16 protein-coding genes and 1 pseudogene are annotated in these 17,199 nt (G+C 66.2%); 7 read left to right on the top strand and 10 right to left on the bottom strand.

The features are described 5' to 3' along the window. Window positions 1-330: DUF1643 domain-containing protein (locus CB0205_RS14365; RefSeq protein WP_043705621.1), on the bottom strand; the 330-nt coding region annotated here is incomplete at its 3' end. Between the two features lie 12 nt (window positions 331-342). Between CB0205_RS14365 and polA the strand changes: the two genes are divergently transcribed. Both polA and cysS read left to right on the top strand, forming a co-directional pair. Continuing rightward, the gene (gene polA / locus CB0205_RS0106635) at window positions 343-3,300 is read left to right on the top strand and encodes a DNA polymerase I (protein WP_010315744.1); all 2,958 of its coding nucleotides are present in this window, start codon (window positions 343-345) and stop codon (window positions 3,298-3,300) included. Beyond that, window positions 3,297-4,740, top strand: a pseudogene (gene cysS, locus CB0205_RS14360) (cysteine--tRNA ligase). The gene polA and the pseudogene cysS overlap by 4 nt, the downstream one beginning before the upstream one ends. On the opposite strand, the gene CB0205_RS0106625 reads toward cysS, so the two are convergent. From CB0205_RS0106625 to CB0205_RS0106615, 3 genes are all read right to left on the bottom strand, one after another. Beyond that, window positions 4,737-4,952 (bottom strand): hypothetical protein, encoded by a 216-nt coding sequence (locus CB0205_RS0106625; protein ID WP_010315743.1) that lies wholly within the window; start codon window positions 4,950-4,952, stop codon window positions 4,737-4,739. The pseudogene cysS and the gene CB0205_RS0106625 overlap by 4 nt on opposite strands. A 23-nt stretch (window positions 4,953-4,975) precedes the next feature. Beyond that, a complete protein-coding gene (locus CB0205_RS0106620) occupies window positions 4,976-6,334 on the bottom strand; it encodes a sodium-dependent transporter (protein ID WP_010315741.1) in 1,359 nt (452 codons plus the stop codon). Between the two features lie 66 nt (window positions 6,335-6,400). Beyond that, on the bottom strand, window positions 6,401-7,339 hold the full coding sequence (locus tag CB0205_RS0106615; protein WP_010315738.1) for a DUF368 domain-containing protein: 939 nt from the start codon (window positions 7,337-7,339) through the stop codon (window positions 6,401-6,403). A 75-nt stretch (window positions 7,340-7,414) separates the two neighbouring features. Here CB0205_RS0106615 and CB0205_RS0106610 point away from each other — a divergent pair, with 75 nt between their 5' ends. Together CB0205_RS0106610 and CB0205_RS0106605 are read left to right on the top strand one after the other, a co-directional pair. Next, complete coding sequence (locus CB0205_RS0106610; RefSeq protein WP_010315736.1) at window positions 7,415-8,638, top strand: 1-deoxy-D-xylulose-5-phosphate reductoisomerase; 1,224 nt, start codon at window positions 7,415-7,417, stop codon at window positions 8,636-8,638. Further along, the gene (locus tag CB0205_RS0106605) at window positions 8,635-8,988 is read left to right on the top strand and encodes a ferredoxin (protein WP_010315735.1); all 354 of its coding nucleotides are present in this window, start codon (window positions 8,635-8,637) and stop codon (window positions 8,986-8,988) included. Before CB0205_RS0106610 ends, CB0205_RS0106605 begins: the two co-directional genes overlap by 4 nt. Here the strand turns inward: CB0205_RS0106605 and CB0205_RS0106600 are convergent. The 6 genes from CB0205_RS0106600 to CB0205_RS16305 are packed head-to-tail and all read right to left on the bottom strand — an operon-like array spanning window position 8,970 to window position 13,773. Continuing rightward, window positions 8,970-9,980, bottom strand: coding sequence for a YheT family hydrolase (locus tag CB0205_RS0106600; protein ID WP_043705607.1), 1,011 nt, complete (start codon window positions 9,978-9,980; stop codon window positions 8,970-8,972). The two genes, CB0205_RS0106605 and CB0205_RS0106600, sit on opposite strands and share 19 nt — an antisense overlap. Before the next feature lie 50 nt (window positions 9,981-10,030). Further along, window positions 10,031-11,446 carry an NAD(P)(+) transhydrogenase (Re/Si-specific) subunit beta gene (locus CB0205_RS0106595; protein ID WP_010315731.1) on the bottom strand — a complete coding sequence of 472 codons (1,416 nt, stop codon included), beginning with the start codon at window positions 11,444-11,446 and terminating at the stop codon, window positions 10,031-10,033. Continuing rightward, window positions 11,443-11,742 (bottom strand): NAD(P) transhydrogenase subunit alpha, encoded by a 300-nt coding sequence (locus CB0205_RS0106590; protein WP_010315729.1) that lies wholly within the window; start codon window positions 11,740-11,742, stop codon window positions 11,443-11,445. Before CB0205_RS0106590 ends, CB0205_RS0106595 begins: the two co-directional genes overlap by 4 nt. Then, a complete protein-coding gene (locus CB0205_RS0106585; protein WP_029626176.1) occupies window positions 11,739-12,875 on the bottom strand; it encodes an NAD(P) transhydrogenase subunit alpha in 1,137 nt (378 codons plus the stop codon). Before CB0205_RS0106585 ends, CB0205_RS0106590 begins: the two co-directional genes overlap by 4 nt. Window positions 12,876-12,923: 48 nt before the next feature. Next, the gene (locus tag CB0205_RS0106580) at window positions 12,924-13,592 is read right to left on the bottom strand and encodes an SDR family oxidoreductase (protein ID WP_010315726.1); all 669 of its coding nucleotides are present in this window, start codon (window positions 13,590-13,592) and stop codon (window positions 12,924-12,926) included. A 4-nt stretch (window positions 13,593-13,596) separates the two neighbouring features. After that, entirely contained in the window at window positions 13,597-13,773 is a 177-nt protein-coding gene (locus CB0205_RS16305) for a hypothetical protein (RefSeq protein WP_198001912.1), read from the bottom strand. Between the two features lie 116 nt (window positions 13,774-13,889). Between CB0205_RS16305 and CB0205_RS0106570 the strand changes: the two genes are divergently transcribed. The 3 genes from CB0205_RS0106570 to trxB all read left to right on the top strand — a co-directional run. Then, complete coding sequence (locus CB0205_RS0106570; RefSeq protein WP_010315721.1) at window positions 13,890-15,365, top strand: DEAD/DEAH box helicase; 1,476 nt, start codon at window positions 13,890-13,892, stop codon at window positions 15,363-15,365. A gap of 97 nt (window positions 15,366-15,462) precedes the next feature. After that, the gene (locus tag CB0205_RS0106565) at window positions 15,463-15,708 is read left to right on the top strand and encodes a hypothetical protein (RefSeq protein ID WP_010315719.1); all 246 of its coding nucleotides are present in this window, start codon (window positions 15,463-15,465) and stop codon (window positions 15,706-15,708) included. Between the two features lie 124 nt (window positions 15,709-15,832). Next, window positions 15,833-17,199: thioredoxin-disulfide reductase (gene trxB / locus CB0205_RS0106560; protein ID WP_010315717.1), on the top strand; the 1,367-nt coding region annotated here is incomplete at its 3' end.

Below are 17,199 nucleotides of genomic sequence, written 5' to 3'. Positions count from 1 at the left end.
CGCGTCCGCCAGGACGCCCAGACGCCGCCGCAACCACTGGTCGGTCTGCAGGCCGATCGGATCGGCGCTGCGCCGGAGCACCGCCGGACTGGCCGAGATGCGGGCGAACAGGTTCAGCACCTCCAGCGATCCATAGCCCCAGGCCTGGGCAAACGCGATCAAGCGCCGCAGGGTCGGATCATCACGCTCGGCCGTGGCGCGGGAGGGATTCAGCCCGACAAACAGCAACCGCGGGGCCTGCGGCTGCCACTGCCGCTCGAGCCACCAGCGATAACGGCCGCAGGAACTCAAAGCAGCCCGGCCCGTTCTGCCAGGCTGGGCCCACTTGATCTCCAGGGCGTTTTGACCGGCGGCACCACCCTCAAACCCCTGTTGCTGCTGGTGGATGGCCACTCCCTGGCCTTCCGCAGCTTCTACGCCTTCAGCAAAGGGGGCGAGGGGGGACTGAGCACCAAAGAGGGCATTCCCACCTCGGTCACCTATGGCTTTCTCAAGGCCCTGCTGGACAACTGCAAAGGCCTGGCCCCCCAGGGGGTGGTCATTGCCTTTGACACGGCTGAACCCACCTTCCGCCATGAAGCTGACGAGGCCTACAAAGCCCATCGTGACGTAGCGCCAGAACACTTCTTCCAGGATCTGGGCAACCTGCAGCAGATCCTCGAGCAGTCCCTCGACATTCCCCTCTGCATGGCTCCCGGCTACGAAGCCGACGATGTCCTGGGGACCCTGGCCAATCGAGCCGCCAATGACGGCTGGCGGGTGCGCATCCTCTCGGGTGACCGCGACCTCTTCCAGCTCGTGGACGACAAGCGCGACATCGCTGTCCTTTATATGGGGGGTGGTCCCTATGCCAAGAGCAGCGGACCGCTCGAGATTCGCCGCGATGGTGTCGTGGCCAAGTTGGGGGTCACCCCCGAAGAGGTCGTGGACCTCAAGGCCCTCACGGGCGACAGCAGCGACAACATTCCGGGGGTCAAAGGCGTCGGTCCCAAGACCGCCATCAACCTGCTGCAGGCCTACGGCGACCTCGATGGGATCTACGCGGCGCTGGAGCAACTCGAAGCCGCGGGCCCCAAGGCCAAAGATCCCAAGGGAGCCCTGAAGGGGGCGCTGCTGGGCAAGCTCAGCACGGACCGGGAGAACGCCTACCGCTCGCGGATGCTGGCGGAAATCCTGGTTGATATTCCGCTGCCGACGGACCCGCGTCTGCCCCTCGGTGCAGTCAAGAGCGACTCCCTCGCCGAAAGCCTGGAGGAACTGGAGCTCTTCAGCCTGCGGCGCCAGGTCAACAGCTTCGCCACGGTCTTCTCCAACGAACCACCGCCGGCCGTCGCCGCCGCCGACCCCAAAGCGAAAGCAGAAGCAAAAGCCGAAGCACTCAGCGATCCGGCCGCCGATGACGGAGACGCCCGCGATGCTGCGCCGCCGGCCCTTGCGCCCCAACTGATCACCAGTAGCGAGGCACTCGAGGCCTTGGTGCAGAGGCTCCTGGGCTGCTGCGACCGCCAGAGTCCGGTGGCGCTGGACACTGAAACCACCAGCCTCAACCCCTTCCAAGCCGAACTTGTGGGCCTCGGAGTCTGCTGGGGCGAGGGGCTCGATCAGCTGGCCTACATCCCCCTGGGACATCAGGCGGAACTGAGCGATCCAGCGCAACTCCCCCTCGACCAAGTACTGGGGGCCTTGGCTCCCTGGCTCAGCAGCGCCGCGCACCCCAAAACGCTGCAGAACGCCAAGTACGACCGGCTGATCCTGCTGCGCCATGGTCTGCCCCTGGCGGGCGTTGTCATGGACACCCTCCTGGCGGATTACCTGCGGGATGCCAACGCCAAGCACGGCCTCGAGCTGCTGGCCCAGCGGAATTTCGGCTTCCTGCCCACCAGCTACAGCGAGCTGGTCCCCAAGGGCGCCAACTTCTCGGCCGTCCCCATGGCCCAGGCCGCCCTCTACTGCGGCATGGATGTCCATGTCACCTACCGCCTGACCCCACTGCTGCGCGGCCAACTCGAGGCCCTGGGTGAGCCCCTCACGGCGCTGCTCGATCAGGTGGAGCTGCCCCTGGAGCCGGTGCTGGCCCTGATGGAAGCCACCGGCATTCGCATCGACACCGACTACTTGGGCGAACTCAGCCGGGAACTCAAGGCCACCCTCGAGCGACTGGAGAGCGACGCCAAGGAGGCCGCCGGCACGGACTTCAACCTGGCCTCGCCGAAGCAGCTCGGTGAGCTGCTCTTTGACACCCTCGGGCTCGATCGCAAGAAGTCCCGCAAGACCAAGACCGGCTGGAGCACCGATGCGACGGTGCTCGAGAAGCTGGAGGACGCCCACCCGGTGGTGCCCCTGGTGCTGGAGCACCGCACCTTGAGCAAGCTCAAGAGCACCTATGTCGATGCCCTTCCCGCCCTGATGGAGGCGGAAACCGGACGGGTGCACACGGACTTCAACCAAGCCGTCACCGCCACCGGACGGCTCTCCAGCAGCAACCCCAACCTGCAGAACATTCCCGTGCGCACGGAGTTCTCTCGGCGGATTCGCAAGGCCTTCCTGCCGGAGGCCGGCTGGACCTTGATCAGCGCCGACTACTCCCAGATCGAGCTGCGGATCCTGGCCCACCTCTCCGGCGAGGAGGTGCTGGTGAAGGCCTATCAAAGCGGTGATGACGTCCACGCCCTCACCGCCCGGCTGCTGTTCGACAAAGACGAGGTCACCAGCGACGAACGCCGCTTAGGCAAGACGATCAACTTCGGGGTGATCTACGGAATGGGCGTGCAGCGCTTCGCCCGGGAAACGGGGGTCAGCCAGGCCGAAGCCAAGGAGTTCCTCAGTAAATACAAGCAGCGCTACCCGAAGGTCTTCGCCTTCCTGGAGCTGCAGGAGCGGCTCGCCCTCAGCCGCGGCTACGTCGAAACGATCCTTGGGCGCCGGCGTCCCTTTGCCTTTGACCCCAGCGGCCTGGGCCGTCACCTGGGTAAGGACCCCCTGGAGATCGAACTGGAGGTCGCCCGCCGCGGCGGCATGGAAGCCCAGCAACTGCGCGCCGCCGCCAACGCCCCGATCCAGGGCTCCAGCGCCGACATCATCAAGCTGGCGATGGTGCAGCTGCAGCAACGGCTCACCGAGAGCGCCCTGCCCGCACGGCTGCTGCTGCAGGTCCATGACGAACTGGTGCTCGAAGCCGCCCCCGAGGCCCTCGAGACGGTGCTCAACCTCACGCGTGAAACCATGGAGCGCGCGGTGACCCTGTCTGTTCCCCTAGTGGTGGAGACCGGCGTTGGCCCCAACTGGATGGAAGCGAAATGACCCTGCGGCTCACCAACACCATCACCCGCCGCGTCGAGGAGTTCAAGCCAATCGAGCCGGGCAAGGTCAGCATTTATTGCTGTGGGGTCACGGTCTATGACCTCTGCCACCTGGGCCACGCCCGCAGCTACATCGCCTGGGACGTGCTGCGCCGCCACCTGCGCTGGTGCGGCTACGCCGTGACCTTTGTGCAGAACTACACCGACATCGACGACAAGATCCTCAACCGCGCCAGCGAAGAGGGCAGCTCGATGGAGGAGGTCAGCGAGCGCAACATCGACGCCTTCGTGGCCGACATGGGACGCCTGAACATCCTGCCGGCGGATCGGATGCCGCGGGCCACCCGCAGCCTCGATGCCATCCGCGGCCTGATCAGCGAGCTGGAGTCCAAAGGGGCGGCCTACTCCGCCGATGGAGACGTCTACTTCGCCGTGATGAAGCACGCCGGCTACGGCAAGCTCAGCGGCCGCGATCTGGAGCAGCAGCAGGACAACGCCGCCGGTCGGGTGGCCAGTGCCGAGGAAGCCCGCAAACAGCACCCCTTTGACTTCGCCCTCTGGAAGGGAGCCAAACCCGGCGAACCCAGCTTCCCCCTCCCCCTGGGGCCAGGGGCGCCCGGGCTGGCACATCGAGTGCTCAGCCATGGTGCGCGAGGAACTCGGCGACACCATCGATATCCACCTGGGCGGTGCCGATCTGGTCTTCCCGCACCACGAGAACGAGATCGCCCAATCGGAAGCCGCCACCGGCAAGGAGCTGGCCCACTTCTGGCTCCACAACGGCATGGTCAATGTCGGCGGCCAGAAGATGTCGAAATCCCTCGGCAACTTCACGACCATCCGCGCCCTGCTGGATTCCGGGGTCTCGCCAATGACCCTGCGCCTGTTCACCCTGCAGGCCCACTACCGCAAACCCCTCGACTTCACCGCGGAAGCCCTCGAGGCCGCAGCCACCGGCTGGAAAGGACTGAACGCCGCCCTCGGTCTGGCCGGCGACACCACCCCCGCCGCCTCAGAGTTGCCAACTGCCCTGGCGGATGCGCGCGGACGCTTCGCCGCGGCCATGGACGATGACCTCAACACCTCCGCCGCCCTGGCGGTGCTGTTTGAGCTAGCCAAGCCCCTTCGGGGTCTGGCTAACCGGATCGAGCGCGGCGACGCCAGCGCCCAGGGCGAACTGGAGCAAGCCAGCCATCAACAGCAACTGGCCCTGCTGCTGGAGCTGGCCGATGTTGTCGGGCTCCAGCACGAGGGAGCCGAGAGCAGCGCCAGCGGCGGCGGTCCGAGCAACGCTGAGATCGAAGCGCAGATCGAAGCCCGCAAGGCGGCCAAAGCCGCCAAGGACTTTGCCGCCGCCGACCGGATCCGCGATGAACTCAAGGCCCAGGGGATCGAACTGATCGACAAGCCCGGCGGCCTGACGGAGTGGCTCAGGGCCTAGGGCTTGGGAGCCTGCTGGTTTTTCATCATCTGCTCGATCTTGCGGATGCGGGTGGCCGTGGTGCTCCAGACCTCCTTCTGAAACCCGGGCTCACACTCCTCGACCAGGGTCTCGATCGGCTCGCCCCGCTCAAAGGCCTCCCAGAGCTGACGCTCCAGCTTCGCCCGCTCAATGAAGTTGAAGCGCTGGAGCCACTGGGGACCGATGGCCATGGAGAGACGAAAGCTCCGCTCAGTTAAGCGCCAGCGCCGCTCCAGCTCTTGGCCAGATCGATGATCGAGATCAGCAGGCCCAGGCTGATGGCCGGCACCGAAATCCAACGCAGCGACCAACGCAGCAGACGAACGATCTCAGGCGAGGAACCCGACTCCAGCAGATCGCTGCGGAAGCGATCAGGCACCTGCCAGCCCAGCAGCAGGGCCATCAGCAGGCCACCGGCGATCAGGCAGACCCCGCCAAAGAGGGCATCCATCCGCTCCAGCACCCCAATGTCCAAAGCAGAAGGAAGGCCGATCACGGCAATCAGCAGCACCATCAGCCAGACGGCCCTGGAGCGGCTCCAGCCCAAGCGATCCATCAACGAGCTCACCGGCACCTCCAGCAGCGAGACCGATGAGGTGATCGCAGCCACGTAGGCCAATAGGAAGAAGACAGCCGCCACCACCCGGCCACCGCCCCCCAAGGAGGCCAGGCCCGTCGGCAGGCTGATGAAGAGGGTGCCCACGGTGCTGCCGCTGACCACATCCACCAGACCAAAGCTGGCCACCAGCGGGAAGGTGATGCAGCCGGCCATCAGGCCAACGGCGGTGTCCATCCCAACGACCGCCACGGCCTCACCGGGGAGAGCGCTCTTGCGATCGAGGTAGGTGGCGTAGGCCAAGATCGCGCCGATGCCGGTGCCGATCGAGAAAAAGGCCTGGGTGAAGGCGTTGCGGATCGTGCCCAGGTCCGTGAGCTTGCTGGGATCCCAGCGCAGCAAAAAACCGCTGTAGCCCGCATGGGCTCCGGGCAGAAAGGCCGCCCAGATCGCCAGGGCCAGCAGCAGGAGAAACAGCAGGGGCATGGCCCAGCGGGTGAGGCGCTCAATGCCGGCCTTGATGCCGGCGGCGACCACCACCCCGGTGAGGGCCAGGCTGATCAGGTGCCCCAGCACCGCATCACCGCCGCTGCTGATGCCGGCGAAGAAGCGCTCCGCCGCGGGAATGTCGGCTGGGAGCGGCGAACTCAAGGCATGGATCAAGCTGCGGCCCGTCCAGCCCATCAGGACGGCGTAGTAACTGAGGATCCCCATCGCGGCGGCCAGGAACAGCCAACCCAGCGGGGCCCAGCGGCGACCGCCGGCGGTGATCGGAGCTAGCAGGGGGGCGTGGCCCGTGCTGCGCCCCAGGACCATCTCAGCCACCAGCACCGGCAGACAGACCAGCGAGACGATCAGCAGGTAGAGGAGCACAAAGGCCGCCCCGCCCCCCTGGGAGGCCCGATAGGCGAAGCCCCAGAGGTTGCCCAGACCGACCGCGCTGCCTGCGGCGGCCAACACGAAGCCCAGGGACGAGCCCCACTGCTCGGGGGGGTGACCACGATCGTGGGACGTCATCGGGGCAGCAAAAAGCAGCCCCCAGTTTCACCGGTGGGGCAAGGGAGCTGCATCAACGGATTGGACTCAGCCGCCCATCTCCGCAGCGCCCATCCGCTCTTGAATCCGCTCGAGGCCCAACACCAAGAGCACACCCAGGCCCATCAGCAGCAGGCCCAGGGCGAAGGCCGAGCCGCTGGGGGGCGCCGCCAGGGCATCCCGCAGGACGATCAACTTGCCCTTGGCGTTGGTGGTGCTCTCCAGCACGGTGCGGAAGGGCCAGATCTTCCAGAGGGAGCCGGCCATGAAACCCATCAACAGGGCCACGGTCTGGCCATGCCAGCGCTTCAGCAGCCAGCTCAGCAGACGCACAAACAGCAGCAGCCCCGTGGCACAGCCCAGGGCGAAGGGCACCAGGGTCGCCAGATCCAGGGCCTTCACCCCTTCCATCACGTACTGGTACTGGCCGAGCACCAGCAGCAGAAAGGAGCCCGAGACGCCCGGAAGAATCATCGCCATGATCGCCACGGCCCCGCTCCAGAAGATCGTGAAGGGGTCGTGGGGCATGGTCACCGGCGTACGGGTCACCAGCAGCAGCGCCGCCGCCACACCAACCACCATCGCCACCAGGCCGGCGGCGCCCCAATGGGCATGGCGGGCGATCAACACGATCGAGCCGACGATCAGACCAAAGAAAAAGGCAAAGAGCAGGGCCGGCTGGTTCACATAGAGCCAGGTGATCGGACGCACCAGCACCAGGACTGAACCGAACAGGCCAGCCAGCAGGGGCAGCAAAAAGCCCAGGTGCACCCGCTCGGCCGCCTCCGCCCAGGCACCGCGTCGCAGGAGGCCGAGGAGCTCGAAGTCAAAGCCCGAGACAGCCTCCAGCAGGGTGCCGTAGATGCCGAGGATGAAGGCCATCGTGCCCCCCGAGACCCCGGGGACCACATCGGCAGCGCCCATGGCGAAGCCACATCCCAGGACGTAGGGCCAGCGCTGAGGCGCCGCCGGGTTCTGCTCGGCCATCGCGGATCAAAGGAGTGCCGGCAACGCTACGCGCCTGGAAATGGGAAACTGGCCGCTGATCCCTGGAGCTCCGCCGTGAAAGCCCTCTCCGTGCTCGGCTCCACAGGCTCAATCGGTACGCAAACCCTCGAGATCGTCGAGGAGTTCCCCGATCGCTTCCGCGTCGTCGCCCTGACGGCCGGGAACAACCTCGATCTGCTGATCCGCCAGATTCAGAAGCACGCCCCTGAGGTGGTGGCCCTGGCGGATGAAGCCAAACTCCCGGCCCTGCAGGAGCGGATCCAGGCCCTCTCCGCCAGTGAGCGCCCCGCCAAGTTGCCGGAGCTGGTGGGCGGCACGGACGGGCTCTGCACCGCCGCGGCCTGGTCCAGCGCCGACCTGGTGGTCACCGGAATCGTGGGCTGCGCCGGCCTGCTGCCCACCCTGGCGGCGATCCGCGCCGGCAAGGACCTGGCCCTGGCCAACAAGGAGACCCTGATCGCCGCTGGTCCGGTGGTGCTGCCGGAGCTCGCCAAGAGCGGCTCGCGCCTACTGCCCGCGGACTCCGAGCACTCCGCCATCTTCCAGTGCCTGCAGGGCACCCCCTGGGCTGACACCGCCCGGCTCTCCACCGGTGTGCCGACGCCGGGCCTGCGCCGGATTCAACTGACCGCCAGCGGCGGTGCCTTCCGCGACTGGGATGCGGCGGATCTGCACAAGGCCACCGTGGCCGATGCCACCAGCCACCCCAACTGGAGCATGGGTCGCAAGATCACCGTCGACTCCGCCTCCTTGATGAACAAGGGTCTGGAGGTGATCGAGGCCCATTACCTCTTCGGTCTGGACTACGACCACATCGAGATCGTGATCCACCCGCAGTCGATCATCCACTCGATGGTGGAGCTGGCGGATTCCTCCGTGCTGGGCCAGCTGGGTTGGCCCGACATGAAGCTGCCGATCCTCTACTGCCTGAGCTGGCCGGAGCGCCTGGAGACCCCCTGGCGCCGCCTGGATCTGACCGAGGTGGGGCAACTGACCTTCCGCAAGCCCGACCCCGCCAAGTACCCCTGCATGGAACTGGCCTATGCCGCCGGCCGCGCCGGGGGAACGATGCCCGCGGTGATGAATGCCGCCAACGAGCAGGCCGTGGCGCTCTTCCTCGAGGAGAAGATCCACTTCCTCGACATCCCGAAGCTGATCGACAGGGTTTGCGATCGCCACAAGGCCGACCTCATGGCCCATCCCTCCCTGGACGACGTGCTGGCGGTCGACAGCTGGTCCCGTCAGGCGGTGCGTGAAGCTGCAGCCGTCTCTGTTTGAGCCAGCCGTTGATTCAGCACCACCTGCTGCTCTGCGCCACCCCAGCGAAGGCGCTCTGCAGCCCCGATCCAATGGTCGGCCCTGAGAGCTGGACCACCCTCAAGCGCCTGGTGCGGGAGTGGGGCCTGGAGGATCCAGCCCGCCCTGAAGGGATCGTGTTGCGCAGCAAGGCCGATTGCCTCCGCATCTGCGTGGAGGGTCCGGTGCTCTTGATCTGGCCCGAGGGAATCGTCTACGGCGGGGTCACCGCTGAGCGCGTTGAGCGAATCCTGAAGGAGCACGTCATCGGCGGCGCGCCCATCGAGGAGTGGATTGTCAAACGGATGCCCTTTCAGGCGAGCAAGGCCTGAAACCAGCGGGCGGTGAGCTGATCGGTCCAGCAACCGCCGCGGCCGTGGAAGCCGTTATGGCCGCCCTTAGCGGTCACAAGCAGCTGAAAGCGCTCATCCTGGAAGGCATCCAGGCTGCGAGTCGGCTCCACGGGCACCCAGGGATCATCCTCGGCGTGAATCAGCAGGCAGGGGGGCAGCTCTCGCCGGATGCGGGGCTCCTGGAGACGCCAAAGGGGACTGGCCTGGCGGTAGTAGTCGTCCACCGAGCGATAGCTCCAACGGGGAGCCGTGATCGCCGCATCAAAAGCTCGGATGCTCTCGAGGGGCCCCTCCAGGGCCTGACGCTCGGCGTCCGTCACCCCAAACGGGTCCGCCAGGGTCTGGGCCACCAGCCGCTTCAAGAGCCAATGCTGATAGAGGCGGTTGCGGGGCAACTCGATCTGGCGGGAGCAGCTCTCCAGATCGACTGGAGTGCTGATGGTGACCAGCCCATCCAGCAGTGGCGCCTGGGGATCGAGACCGGCCGTGCGGCGCTCCAGTGAGCTGGAGGTCAGGGCATTGAGCAGCTTGGTCCCGCCCAGGGAAATCCCCATCCCCAGCAGGGGGAGGCCAGCGGCCAAGCTGCGGGCCTGGCGCAGGACCGGCAGCAGATCGCGATTGCTGTTGGCCGCATAGGTGCCGCGGGCCAGGGCACGGCCGTCGCCTGCGCCGCGCATGTTCAGCCGAAGCACGGCAAAGCCGGCGCGCTGGAGGGTGTCACCCATCCGCCTCAGTCCGCCGCGCTGGCTTGATCCCCCCAGTCCATGCATCAACAGCACGAGGCCAAGGGGCTCCGGCCCGGAGAGGGGGGCATCCCACTTGGCGAGGAGCTGATCGCCATTGCCCACATCAAAGGGCAATGGCTGCCCCTGATCGGGGGGAAGGGCATCCGAGCGGAAGGTATCCCGCAGGGTCTGCAGATCGCCGTTCAGCCAGGGGAAGCGAGGCTCAAAGGGAGGCTCACCGTCCATGGAAAAGGGGCCCCGAGGGCCCCCAATGCTGCTCATTGGCGAGGAGCGAATCAAGCGCCCTTACCGACGCCCTGGCTGCGCAGTTCAGCGCAGAGGCCCTGCAGCACAGCCTTGGCATCGCCGAAGACCATGGCGGTTTGGGGCAGCTCAAACAGGGCGTTCTTGATGCCGGCATAACCGGCGCCCATGCTGCGCTTGACCACGAACACCTGACGGGCCCCATCCACCTCAAGCACGGGCATGCCGTAGAGGGGGCTGTTGGGATCGTTCTTGGCGTCGGGGTTCACCACGTCGTTCGCACCCAGCACGATGACCACATCGGTGCGGGGGAACTCGGGGTTGATGGTGTCCATCTCGAGCAGCTGCTCGTAGGGCACATCTGCTTCCGCCAGCAGCACGTTCATGTGACCCGGCATACGGCCGGCCACCGGGTGGATGGCGTAGCTGACCTCGGAGCCATTGGCTTCGAGCATCTTGGCCAGCTCGCGCAGGGCGTGCTGGGCCTGGGCCACGGCCAGGCCGTAACCGGGGACGAAGACCACGCGCTCAGCGCTCTCGAGGGCCATGGCGCACTCCTCGGGGCTGCAGCTGACGATCCGGGTATAGCCGGCTTCTTCGCCGCCACCACCAACCGGAGCAGCGCCGCCCAGGGCACCACCGAAGAGAACGCTCACCAGAGAGCGGTTCATGCCGTCGCACATCACCTGGGTGAGGATCAGGCCAGCGGCACCAACCATGGCGCCCGCCACGATCAGCAGCTGACTGCCCACCACGAAGCCAGCGGCGGCAGCAGCCACGCCGGAATAGGAGTTCAGCAACGAGATGACCACCGGCATGTCGGCACCGCCGATGGGCAGGGTCACGCCAATGCCGAGCAGGCTCGAGGCCACCACCAGCAGCCACAGGGACGAGCCCGCGGGATCGCCGGGGAGGGCGAAGGCACCCACCAGAGCGGCAACGGCGATGGCGATGTTCACGCCATGGCGCACCTGGCTCTGGGTCCAACCGGGGGTGTCGATCCAGCCCTGCAGCTTGCCCATCGCAACGATGGAGCCGCTGAAGGTGATCGCACCGACGAAGACCGAGATCACGATGGACACCAGGGCCACCATGTCCGACTCAGCGGAGTTGTAGAGGGCCACCGCAATGGCCACCAGCAGGGAGGCCATGCCACCGCAGCCGTTGAAGAGGGCGACGGTCTCCGGCATGGAGGTCATCGGCACCCGGCGAGCCGTGATCAGACCCAGCAGGCCGCCAGCGGCCGTGCCAACAGCAATCCAGACCCAAGCCACGGGCGAGGGCGCCAGCTGAATCAACAGACCAACGACGGCCAGGCCCATGGCCAGGGCAGCCAGGCCGTTGGCGGAGCGGGCGGAGCGAACCTTGGAGAGGCCCTTGAGGCCCAGGGCCAGCAGCAGGACCGCCAGCAGGTCAATCAGATAACCAAACAGCGCGAGGCCACTCATCGGCGTGCTCCTGACTTCTTGCGGCTGAACATGGCGAGCATGCGGTCGGTCACGAGGAAGCCCCCGATCACGTTGAAGAGGGCAAAGCCCAGGGAGACCGCGCCGAGGATCAACATCCCGGGGTTGCCCTGCGCCTGCGCGATCAGGGTCAGGGAGGCCAGCACGGTGATGCCACTGATGGCGTTCGCGCCGCTCATCAGGGGGGTGTGCAGGGTGGGGGGCACCTTGCCAATCAGTTCCAGACCCAGGAGGCTGCCGAGCAGCAGCACCCAAAGGGCTTCATTCAGGCTGCTCATGCAGCACCTCCGGCAGATTCAGGGGCGTTGTGGCTGAACAGGCAGCCCGAGACGATCTCATCGTCCAGATCGAGGTTCACCGAGGAGGCACCCTCGGCGGTGGTGTTGAGCAACAGCTCAAGAAGAGCTGCGATGTTGCGTGAATAGAGAGCGCTGGCGTGGTTGGCCACGCTGCAGGGCAGGCCATCGCCGCCGATCAGCTGAACGCCGTGGCGGATGACGGTCTGGCCGGGCACGGTGCCTTCGCAGTTGCCGCCTTGGGCGACCGCCAGGTCAACCACGACGCTGCCGGGACGCATGTGCTGCAGCATCGCGTCATCGATCAGACGCGGCGCCTTCTTGCCCGGAACCTGGGCCGTGCAGATGACCATGTCGGCCAGAGCCAACTGTTCGGTGAGTTGACGGCGCTGCTCAGCGAGGAAGGCTTCTGTGGCCTGCTTGGCGTAGCCACCGGCTTCGCCGGGCTTCTGATCCAACTCAGGGGGATCAATAAAGCGGCCACCGAGGGACTCCACCTGCTCCTTGGCGGCGGGGCGAACGTCGCTGACGTAGGCCACGGAGCCCAGGCGGCGGGCGGTCGCCAGGGCCTGAAGGCCCGCCACGCCGGCACCCAAGATCAGGGCGCGGGCCGGCTGAATCGTGCCCGCGGCCGTCATCAGCATCGGCACGTAGCGATCCAGGGCCGCCGAAGCGAGCAGAACGGCCTTGTAACCAGCGATGTTGGCCTGGGAGGAGAGCACGTCCATGCTCTGGGCCCGGCTGATCCGAGGCAGCAGCTCAAGGGCGAGTGCGCTCACCTGAGCGGACTGGAAACGCTGTTTGAGGGCGTCGTTGCCGTGGGGCTCCAGCAAACCCAGAAGCAGGGCTCCTGCTTTCGGGGAATGCTTCTGGGCCAGATCCGAACCCTGGACCGTCAGAACAACGTCCGCTTGAGACCACTGCTCAGCACTGGGGTCCGTCAGCGCAGCACCGGCCTCTTCATAGGCCGCGTCGTCGTAACCGCTGGCCTGACCAGCGCCCCGCTCGACGACAAAGGTGCAGCCGCGTGCCGACAAACGGCGCACGGTTTCGGGAGTGGCCGCGACCCTGGTTTCACCAGGACGGCACTCCCTTGGCACTAAAACACGAATCAATGTCTCGACCCTGGGTGGAGGCAGATTCGCATACGGCCGTAAGCGTTCTCAAGCCAACCAGCTGGCAAGCGCAGGGGGTTCAGGGGCCGGAACGTCCGGAACAGTACTGGTGATCTCAATGATGCGTCCCGCGCTGGCTGGGACCTCCAAGGCATCCAGGCAAACCCGGGCCACCAGGCGGCGCGGAAGGCTGCCGTCCTCCTGTTGATCAGCACCGGAGAAGCGCAGCTCCTGCGCGGCGATGTCCTCCTCAGCTTCCTTGAGGCCCCCCGGGCGAACAATCGTGACCTCTAGCCCGCTTTGTTCGAGCCACTGCTCGCCGAGGCGTTTCCAGACCAGGATCAGGCCAAAGAGGTTCAGCGGGTGCAGCCAACGGCCCGCACAGAGGGAACTCACCAGCACCAGGCGCTTGAGGCCAACGGAGCGGCAAGCCTCCAGCTGCTGGCGCACGCCAAGGGCATCGACTTTCAGGGGGCCCAACAAATCAATGCTGGGTCGAGCCCCGGTAGCGATGACCAGGGCATCGCAGCCGCGCAGGGCCTGTTGCAGGGCCGCGCTGTCGTTCAGCTGGAGGCGATGCACCTCGGCTCCCTCCAACCCAGGTGGGAGGACTGAGCCAGGTCGGACGATCGCCCGAACCTCGAAACCGCGGGCCAGGGCCTCGGCGACCACTCTCCAGCCGGTTTTGCCGGAAGCGCCGGTGACCGCGACTCGCATGGACTCAGAACAGGGGCAGAAGCTCCTGTTCTAAGCAGCGGGCCTGGGGACTGGAGCCCTGTCGGCGCAACTGGCGCGCCCGCAGGATCATTGGGTCCAGATCGCATTCCAGAGACAGCGCCTCCTCAAAGCGCTGCCGAAGCTCGTCTGGGGTGAGTGCAAACAGAAAACGCTCATCCATGGGCAACAGGGGCAAAGCCCGGGAGCGGGTGATGGCCGGAAGTTAGTGCCTCCAGCGCCAATGCGAATAGGTAGAAGTGCCCAACTTTTTTGGCCGAATCGCCACACAATGGCGGCATGCCATCGCTGTCCTTCGACCTGCGCGTTCCCCGGCGCGCTCCGGCTGCCGCCAAGGCTGTTGAGCAGCGGCCGCTCAGCAACCTGCAACCGCGGCAGTGGCAGACCCAGCTGATCCAACTGCTGCGGCGCCGGCTGGAAACCAACCGGGGCAGCGATGTTCTGATCAACGCCGGGCCCGGGGCCGGCAAAACCCTGGGGGCCCTGCTGAGCTTTGAACGGTTGCTTCGAGAAGGCCGGCTGGAGCGCTTTCTGGTCTTCTGCCACCGCAGCTCCATCGCCGCCCAGTGGATTGCCTCTGCCGAGCGGCTGAATCTGAAGATCCAGGACTGGCAACCGGGGCTCTGCGGCAGCGACCTGGCGGACAGCCAGGGCCTATTGCTCACCTATCAGGCGGCGGGCCGCAACCTGGAGTCCCTGGAGCAGCAGCTCAAGCAGTGGGGCTGGGGTCCCTGGCTGGCCATCGCCGATGAGGTGCACCACCTCGGGGTCGACCCGGAGGAACCGGAGGCCACGGCCTGGGGCCATGCCTTTAGCCGGCTCAGCCAAAGCGCCCAGTTGCGCCTGGGGCTCACCGGGACGCCGTTTCGAGCCGACAACCTCGGCTTCTGTGCCGCCCGGCGGATCCAGGTCCATGACGGCCAGGAGTGGGTCGAGCAGATCGCTCCTGACCTCAGTGTCGAGCCCAGGGAATTGATCCAGGCCGGTGACGTGCGCCCCCTGGAATTCCGCTTCCAGGACGGCTGGGTGGATCACGGCCGGCAGGGGGAACTGTCAGACACCGAGCGCTCGCCCCTCTCCCAGGAAGAGCGCGAGAGCTGGCGGGCGCGGAACCTGCGGCGCGCCATTCGCCTGGGGGACAGCAGCAGCATCGCCCTGCGGCTGCTGCTCAATGCCCGCAAACGGCTGGAATCCGTTCGGCGCGAGCATCCAGAGGCGGGCGGCCTGGTGGTGGCCCGTGACATTGCCCATGCCCGCCGGATTTGCGGACTGCTGGAGGAGGAAGGGGACCGGGTTCAACTGGTGCACTCCCAAGACCCCGAAGCCGCAGAACGCATGGAGCGCTTCAAGGCGGGCGATTCCGACTGGCTGGTGAGCATCGACATGTGCGCCGAGGGCTTCGATGCACCGAGGCTGCGGGTGGTGGCCTACCTCACCACCGTCGTCACCCGCACTCGCTTCGTGCAGGCCATCACCCGAGCCGTTCGCATGAATGGAGAGCGGGCCAGCGCCGAGAGCGTGCCGCGGCACCCCTCCTACGTCTTTGCCCCAGCCGATCCGCTGCTGATGCAGTACGCCCGGACCTGGTCCCTGAGCGAGCCCTACGTCCTGAGGCCGAAAAGCAGCGACGCTCCGGAAGAAGCAAGTGGACAAAACCGAGGCGCCAGTTTGCCGCTGCAGGCCGTCGAGGATGGTGCCGGAGGGGTGATTCGGGTGCGAGGACCACGCCTTCCTGACTTTTTAATGCAGCAATGACTACATCGAATATTCAGCACTGAATGCGAATTTGTGCGAATCAAGCCCGGAAAGCGGCACACCAGCCGCCAACCTGGTCTCAACCGCACGGAGAACCATGCACGGTTCAACCCAACGGCGCATCTCGGTCGCAAGCAACTGGGCCGTCACTCGCATCGCTTACCTGGATGATCGCGAGCTTTATGAAGACAGCTACGCCCTGACAGAGGAGTTCCGGGAATGGATCCTCTGCGCCGACGACCAGCCCGAACTGATCCTGGACCAGGTCTTGATGGTGCCCAGCTTCGAGAAGGGCTCAGAGAACGAAACCAGCAACGAATCCGACGGCCTACTTGAAATCTAAAGAGAATCTTTAGGCCTTCCCGTTTATTTGCTCTGGCGAAGGGGATACGGACAACCGTCCAGGCCCTCCCCAATCGCCGCCAGGGAGATCCCTAAACTAAAGCGAAGTCATTCCGCTTTAGGCCATGGCCGCTGGCGCGCCCGGATCGGTTGAAAACCTCGTCATCGTGGGCTCCGGCCCCGCCGGCTACACCGCAGCGATCTACGCCGCCCGGGCCAACCTCAGCCCTGTGGTGATCACGGGTTTTCAGGACGGCGGAATCCCTGGCGGTCAGCTGATGACCACCACCCACGTCGAGAACTTTCCCGGCTTCCCCGATGGAATCCTCGGCCCCGAGCTGATGGACCGGGTCAAGGCCCAGGCCGTCCGCTGGGGCACCCGCTTAATCGAGGCCGACGCCGAGGCCATCGACTTCTCCCAGCGCCCCTTCCGGATCCAGGCGGACGGGCAGACCATCCAGGCCCACGCTGTGATCCTGGCCACGGGTGCCAGCGCCAATCGCCTGGGCCTCCCCAGCGAGCAGCGCTTTTGGAACGCCGGCATCAGCGCCTGCGCTATCTGTGATGGTGCGACCCCGCAGTTCCGGGATGTGGAGCTGGCGGTCGTCGGCGGCGGCGACTCCGCCTGCGAAGAAGCGGTCTATCTGACCAAATACGCCAGCCGTGTCCACCTGATCGTGCGCAGCGACAAGCTCCGCGCCAGCAAGGCCATGGCAGACCGGGTGCTGGCCAACCCCAAGGTGCAGGTGCACTGGAACCGTCAGGTGGCGGACTGCAGCGGTGGCGAGTGGCTCGAGGCGATCCAGCTCAAGGATCCCGCGACCGGCCAGAGCGAAGAGCTCCCCGTACGGGGCATGTTCTATGCCATCGGCCACACCCCCAACACCCGCCTGGTGCGCGAGCAGCTCAGCACCGATGGCAAGGGCTACCTGATCACCCAGCCGGGGCGCCCCGAGACCAGCCTTGAGGGGGTCTATGCCGCCGGAGACGTGGCCGATGCGGAGTGGCGCCAGGGGATCACGGCCGCCGGTAGCGGCTGCCAGGCCGCCCTCGCCGCCGAACGCTGGCTGACGGAGAAGGACCTGGCGGTCACCGTCAGCCATGAGCCCGTCGATCCAGCCGAGGTGGGAGAAACCAAGCGCACGGCCGTCAGCGATGAGGCCAACTTCAGCAGCGATGCCCTATGGCAGAAGGGAAGTTTTGCCTTGAGGAAGCTGTATCACGACAGCACCAAACCGCTGGTGGTCGTCTACACCTCACCCACCTGCGGCCCCTGCCACGTGCTCAAACCGCAGCTCAAGCGTGTGCTCGACGAACTGGGAGGACAGGCCCAGGGCATCGAAATCGACATCGAGGCCGAACAGGAGATTGCGCAGCAAGCCGGTGTCAGCGGCACACCCACCGTTCAGGTCTTCCTGAACAAGGAACTCAAGCAACAGTTCCGCGGGGTCAAGCAGCGCAGCGAGTTCAAGGCAGCGATCGAAAGCCTGCT

This window comes from Synechococcus sp. CB0205 (assembly GCF_000179255.1).
Lineage (GTDB): Bacteria > Cyanobacteriota > Cyanobacteriia > PCC-6307 > Cyanobiaceae > Vulcanococcus.
The sequence above is the reverse complement of the archived record's forward strand: the minus strand, read 5'-3'. Positions and strand labels throughout refer to the sequence as shown.